A 5,814-nucleotide genomic window follows, 5' to 3' on the forward strand; every position below is an offset into this window, starting at 1 on the left:
CCTTTGTCGATGGTCGCGTGCTTGCCGAGGATGGCCGTGCCTTCCTCGATCATCCGCTTCCTGGCGGGATCGTCGAGGCCTCCCTTGATCGCGTTGACCAGCAGCGCGATGATCGGATGTGACGCGACTTGTCCGGCGCTGAACACCGTATCGGGTTCGTGCTCGGTGAAGATGACCCAAACCCCGGATCGGATCGCAGGCGTGTCGGCAAGGCGTTCACACGCCATGCCGAGCGCCGTCAGTTCGGCGGCGACGCGCGCGCGGGCTTCAGCGCTGAAGACGCCACGGGGCGCGTGAATGAACATCTTGGGCATGCAATTCTCCTTTTATCGCTCAAGCGCAAGGTTCGGCGGAAATTCTAGTGCGATCTCGCCGGGACGCGCTGTAAATCGCGATAAAACCTTGCAGCGGGCCGATCGAGGCGATCGCGCGCCGGGGGTTTTAGTCCTTTTACATCCCTTGATGTGACCGTGCGGCCGCCACGCAGTAGGGATAGCCGTCTGGATCACGGAATGCGCCGACCGCTGACGCTGTTGGCTGGCGAAGGAGATGAAGATGAAAGCTGCGCGAATACGTGAATTCCGCAAGCCCCTTGTTCTCGAGGACGTACCCATACCCGAGATCCAGCGGGACGAAATCCTGGTCAAGGTCATCGCATGCGGCGTGTGCCGCACTGATGCGGAACTGATCGACGGTTACTTCCTGAAATATTTCGAGATCCCGACGCCGATCACGCCCGGCCATGAGATCACCGGCGTGGTGTCGGCGATCGGCAAGGACGCCTCATCCGCCGGCTTCAAGGAAGGCGACCACGTCGTCGTCGTGCCCGGCTGGGGCGACGGTACCTGCCGTCAGTGCCGGATCGGCAATACGCAGCTCTGCCCCAACGTGCGCTATCCCGGTTTCGGGCCGCATGGCGGCTACGCGGAGTATCTGCCGGTGCCTGCGCGCTACCTGATCAAGGTGCGGCCGGATCTGCCGTTCGAACAATTGGCGCCGCTCACGGATGCGGGCCTGACGCCCTACCGCGGCATCAAGAAGCTGCGCAATGCCGGCGCGCTCGGCCCGGACCGCGCGCTCGGCGTGTTCGGCATGGGCGGGCTCGGCGGATACGCCGTGCAGTATGCCAAGCTGCTCGGCGGCGGCGTCAAGATCGTTGCCTTCGATCGCGACGCGGACAGGCTTGCGCTGGCCAAAGGCTACGGCGCCGATCACATCGTCAGCGTGCAGCGCGGGTTGACGCCTGAGGTTGCAACGGAGCTGGAGAGGCTGACCGGCCAAAGGGACCTCGACGCCATTCTCGATTGCGTCGGCACGCCGGAGATGATGCAGTTCGGCTTCGGCCTTCTCGGCATCAGCGGCCATTATGTCGACGTCGGGTTGCTCGGCGACCGCATCGATGTCCCGCTGTTCCCGAGGATCAACCGGGAGCAGACCTTCTACGGGTCGAACTGGGGCAACCACACCGATCTGAGCGAGGTGATGGCGCTCGCCGCCGCCGGCAAGATTCAGCACAAGATCAGCCCGATCCGCTTCGATCAGATCGAAGCGACGCTGGAGCGTCTGCGCGACGGCAGCCTTACCGGTAGAGCCGTGCTGATGTTTTAAGTGATGTGGACTCTAAGGATTGCCTTTTTGGGAGCAAATCAGACTCAAGGCTGCTTTTGAGGAGGCCACCTTGGGTGTAATGGACCGTTTGGTATTGAGCGACGCGGCATGAGAGCGGATGGTGCCGCTGATCATTGGCGCCTCTATCAGAAGGGCTCCACGGGGCGCTACACGTTCTCGCCCACAGCGCCGACCAGCTCCTGCTCGCCAGGATACGCGCCCTGAATTCGCGCCTGCTTCGAGCAGGCGCTGATCGTGGCCCGCGAGCAAGGCGCGCTGTTCTGGAAATTGCGGGCCGCGACGTCTCTCGCCCGGCGCTTGCCGATCAGAACAACCCAAAGAAGCACGAAACGTGCTCGTCTCGACGTTCAGCCGGTTCACGGAAGGCTTTGCAACCCCGGAGATGCGTGAAGCACGGGAGTTGTTGGACGGTTTGATGATCGGGGCTGGTTAAACCTCACGGTTCGTCGAAAATATTATCCTTAGCCGCGCCGATTATCGGGCGCGTCAACGCTGTCATAGTCTGCTCGCGCGCTCGTGAACGGATCGATACGGTTGAACGCGCTCCGGCGCGCCGCGGATAAAACTCGTTTAAATAGCGATAATTTTACTCAAACGCTAGACGGGTATCAAAGAACACAGCCGGCGACAGACGATCGTTCCATAAAATATTGTGACATCAGTGTGTTAGCGATCCGCCATGTCGCGGAACATTCTTTCAGCTTGAGAATGCTTCGGCGAGGCATCGGCAGAAGGTACCAATGTCCACGCTGTGGCGATCCGGTCTTCAAGTGCTGTCGAAGTCGGTCGTCATACTCGATTTGTGGGAGCGCATCTGCAATTAATCTGCATCCAAATTGAGTCCCTGGGATGCCGACCCAAATTCGTCCCCCGGTTTATGAGTCTGGCGATTTGGAAATCGACCTTTTCCGGCGTGAGTTGCGCCGGGGAGGGATTGTTGCGCCCGTGGGCAGTCGCGCCTTCGAGATACTCGAGGTGCTCGTGCAGGCGGGCGGCGAACTGGTCAATAAATACGACATCATCGATCGCGTCTGGCCGGGAATTCTGGTCGAGGAAAATACTCTGCACGCCCAGATGACGGCGGTACGCCGCGCTTTGGGGGGTGACCGGGAAATATTGAAGACCGAGGCCGGTCGAGGCTACCGCCTGCTCGGGACCTGGACGATCCATCACGGAAACTCCCCGGACGGCGTCATCCACCTGGACACGGGAGCAACCGATGCCCGGAGCAACTTCCCGGCTGCGGCCCCGGTGCTGATCGGACGGGAAGATGTCACCCGGCAGTTGAAGGACTATCTGTCTGCTTACCGGATGGTCACGCTGACGGGACCCGGCGGCATCGGCAAGACCGTGCTGGCTCTGGACATTGCCCGCGCGATTCTGCCGCAATTCGATGGTGGCGGCTTCTTCATCGAGCTCGCATCGCTGTCCGATCCGAGCCTGGTGCCGATCGTGGTGGCGAACAGCCTTGGCTTGAAAATCGGAGACGAAAGCATCTCGCCTGAACTCATCGCCAAATCGATCGGTTCGAGCAGGACGTTTCTAATCATCGACAATTGTGAGCACGTTATTGACGCTGTCGCCGATATTTGCCAGACGCTGCTTCGAAAATGCCCGTTGCTCTCCATTTTGGCGACGAGCCGGGAGGTGCTGAGCATCGACGGTGAATATGTGTCGCGTGTCCCACCGCTCGATGTCCCGCCTGAAGACCGGCCCTCCCTGGGCGACGTCCTCTCTTACGGCGCTGCTCGTCTCCTGCTTGCAAGGATCGGCGCGCTCGATTCCCAGTTTTATCCCCAGGACCAGCATCTATCCTCTATCGTTGCGATCTGTCGCCAGCTCGACGGGATTCCGCTGGCCATCGAATTCGCAGCCGCGCGAAGTGCGACGCTTGGCCTGCACGAGGTTGCCGAACGGCTGGGTGATCGCCTGGGGCTTTTGAACGGACGCCGTCGCGCGCTGCCGAGACACCGGACGCTACGGGCCACGATCGATTGGAGTTACGACCTGCTGACCGAGTCCGAGCGGCGGCTGCTCCGGCGCGTCTCGATCTTCCCTTCCGGCTTCAAGCTCAACGGCGCGATTGCGGTCATGAAGGACCTCGATCTCCCGTCCGGGGAGGTGGCCGAAGGCGTTGCGAGCCTCGTAGACAAATCCTTTGCGATATTGGGCGGGAAGGCGAGCCCGAGCCGTTGGCGCCTGCTGGAGACGACTCGTGCCTATGCGCTGGAAAAGCTCAGCAGCAGCGGCGACTACACGCTGACCGCGCGCCGTCATGCAGAACACTTCCGGGACTTCTTCGCGACCTTCGATCCCGATGCTAGTCCGGAAGGCGGCGACGAGTTGCCGCGATTCGCCCGCGAGGTCGACAACCTGCGCGCCGCGTTGAATTGGACCTTTTCCGCATCGGGCGACCTCGTGCTGGGCGCTGCCCTGGCCGCCGCTGCGGTGAAATTCTGGCTGGCTGCGTCGCTGCTGGCCGAATGCTGCGATTGGACGAGCAAGGCGCTGGCGCAGTTCAACGGCATCGACAATAGCGAGCAAGAGATGGTGTTGCGCAGTGGTCGCGCGCTGGCTGTGTTGTTCTCCCAAGGCATGACCCCGGCCGCCCACGCCGACTTAACACAGGCGCTCGCGATAGCCGAGGCTCGGGGCAACATCGAATACCAGCAACGCGCGGTTTATGGACTTTGGCTGTTCAACATACGCTCGATGCCGTTGCGCGGGACTTTGGCGCTTGGCCGACGCTATGCCGAACTAGCTCGCAGCGATGCCGACCCGGCGGCAACGACCATGGCCGATCTATTTATGGGCACCGCCTTGACCTACCTCGGAGAATACGTTGAGGCCGCGGAGTTGCTGGAGCGGACCATCCTCAATTATCCTATCGAGCGGCGCTACCGTGAGCTGGCGCGGCTCGGCATTGACCCCCGTGCCTCGGCCATCGGGCATTTATCCGTCTGTCTCTTCTCGCGCGGCTCGATGGATGCAGCAATCCGAGTGGGCGAGCGTGCGATCGAGGAGGCGCGGCAAGTCGACCATCCCATTGCCACTAGTATGGCGATGGCTTGGCCCGCAAGCCTGCACTTCCCCGGGATCGGTGCCTTCGATACCGCGGAGCAATACATCGCGGCGCTGCTCGAGCACGCCAATCGCTACGCGCTCGACACTTACCGTGCCATCGCCATGTGCGCGAAAGGCCGCCTCCTGGCTATGCGTGGAGATCCTCGTGCTGGCCTCGCAGTGCTGCGGCCCAGCTTCGCCCAGTTGAAGGCGACCGGCTATCAGCTGTTCGCTTCATTCTTCCACGGTGCCTTCGCAGAGACCCTGGCCGCGGCGGGCAACCTGGACGAAGGTCTCGCGGAAGCAGAATTGGCACTGCGTCACGCCGAGCAAATGGACTATATGTTCGTGCCGGAACTGCTGCGCATACACGGTAGCTTGATCGCCAACCGCAATCCGGACGATCACCTGGTCCCGGAGCAACTATTATTACGTGCTATTCATCTGGCGCATCGGCAGCAGGCACTGTACTGGGAACTGAACGCGGCAGTTAGTTTGGCGGAACTCTGGCAGCCACAAGGCCGGCAGGCGGAGGCTTACGCGCTTCTCTCGCCGATCTGCCGGCGCTTCACCGAAGGTTTTGCTGCGCCTGTCCTCGTACGCGCCAACGCATTGCTGCGTGCGACCGAAGGCTGTCGTTGAAGGTCGGAAATTGCACCGACCCAGTCGCTGAAGGTTGCCCCGGTGGGCACACCGGAAACTTCAAGTCGCGCAGGAGCCAGTCGACGACGAGTTTGGACAGAGTCGGTCGAGCGCCAAGCGATTGCTGCTTGAAGATGGCGTCAGCCCGCGGTCGCGGTGTCCTCAAGTATCGGACCGAACAGCTCCCATCGCTCGCCGTTAAACTTCTCCATCTGCAACTGCTTGTTGACACGATAGTCAGACGATGAAGTGCTCAACTTGATCCCAGGTAGCGTGAGATCGAGCACGACGTCCTTGAGTGAAGTGGCCTGCTTCATCACATTTTCGCGCGTCAACTCGTTGCCACACTTTTGCAGCGTATAGATCAAAAGCTGAGCGGCGGCATAACCGTATGTGTTAAACAGCGAATTTGTATCGCCTTCGGAATAGTACTTCTTCATAAAGACAAGATATTTTTTCAGACCCGGATCGTCCTTCCAA

4 protein-coding genes and 1 pseudogene are annotated in these 5,814 nt (G+C 60.9%); 2 read left to right on the top strand and 3 right to left on the bottom strand.

All coding sequences use genetic code 11. The features are described 5' to 3' along the window. A partial coding sequence (locus WCB02_RS05680; RefSeq protein ID WP_423956861.1) for a 4-oxalocrotonate tautomerase occupies window positions 1-314 on the bottom strand: 314 nt, incomplete at its 3' end. Window positions 315-555: 241 nt separating this feature from the next. Between WCB02_RS05680 and WCB02_RS05685 the strand changes: the two genes are divergently transcribed. Continuing rightward, window positions 556-1,608, top strand: a complete 1,053-nt coding sequence (locus WCB02_RS05685) for an NAD(P)-dependent alcohol dehydrogenase (protein ID WP_423956862.1) — start codon at window positions 556-558, stop codon at window positions 1,606-1,608. A 167-nt stretch (window positions 1,609-1,775) separates the two neighbouring features. Here WCB02_RS05685 and WCB02_RS05690 read toward each other — a convergent pair whose 3' ends face one another. Beyond that, window positions 1,776-1,955, bottom strand: a complete 180-nt coding sequence (locus tag WCB02_RS05690; protein ID WP_423956863.1) for a hypothetical protein — start codon at window positions 1,953-1,955, stop codon at window positions 1,776-1,778. A 523-nt stretch (window positions 1,956-2,478) separates the two neighbouring features. On the opposite strand from WCB02_RS05690, the gene WCB02_RS05695 reads away from it, so the two are divergent. Further along, window positions 2,479-5,334: an ATP-binding protein gene (locus tag WCB02_RS05695; protein WP_423956864.1), complete on the top strand. Its 2,856-nt coding sequence runs from the start codon at window positions 2,479-2,481 to the stop codon at window positions 5,332-5,334. A 140-nt stretch (window positions 5,335-5,474) separates the two neighbouring features. Here WCB02_RS05695 and WCB02_RS05700 read toward each other — a convergent pair. Beyond that, window positions 5,475-5,814: pseudogene (locus tag WCB02_RS05700) on the bottom strand (ABC transporter substrate-binding protein); the annotation flags it as partial.

Source organism: Bradyrhizobium sp., from assembly GCF_049581145.1.
Taxonomy (GTDB): domain Bacteria; phylum Pseudomonadota; class Alphaproteobacteria; order Rhizobiales; family Xanthobacteraceae; genus Bradyrhizobium.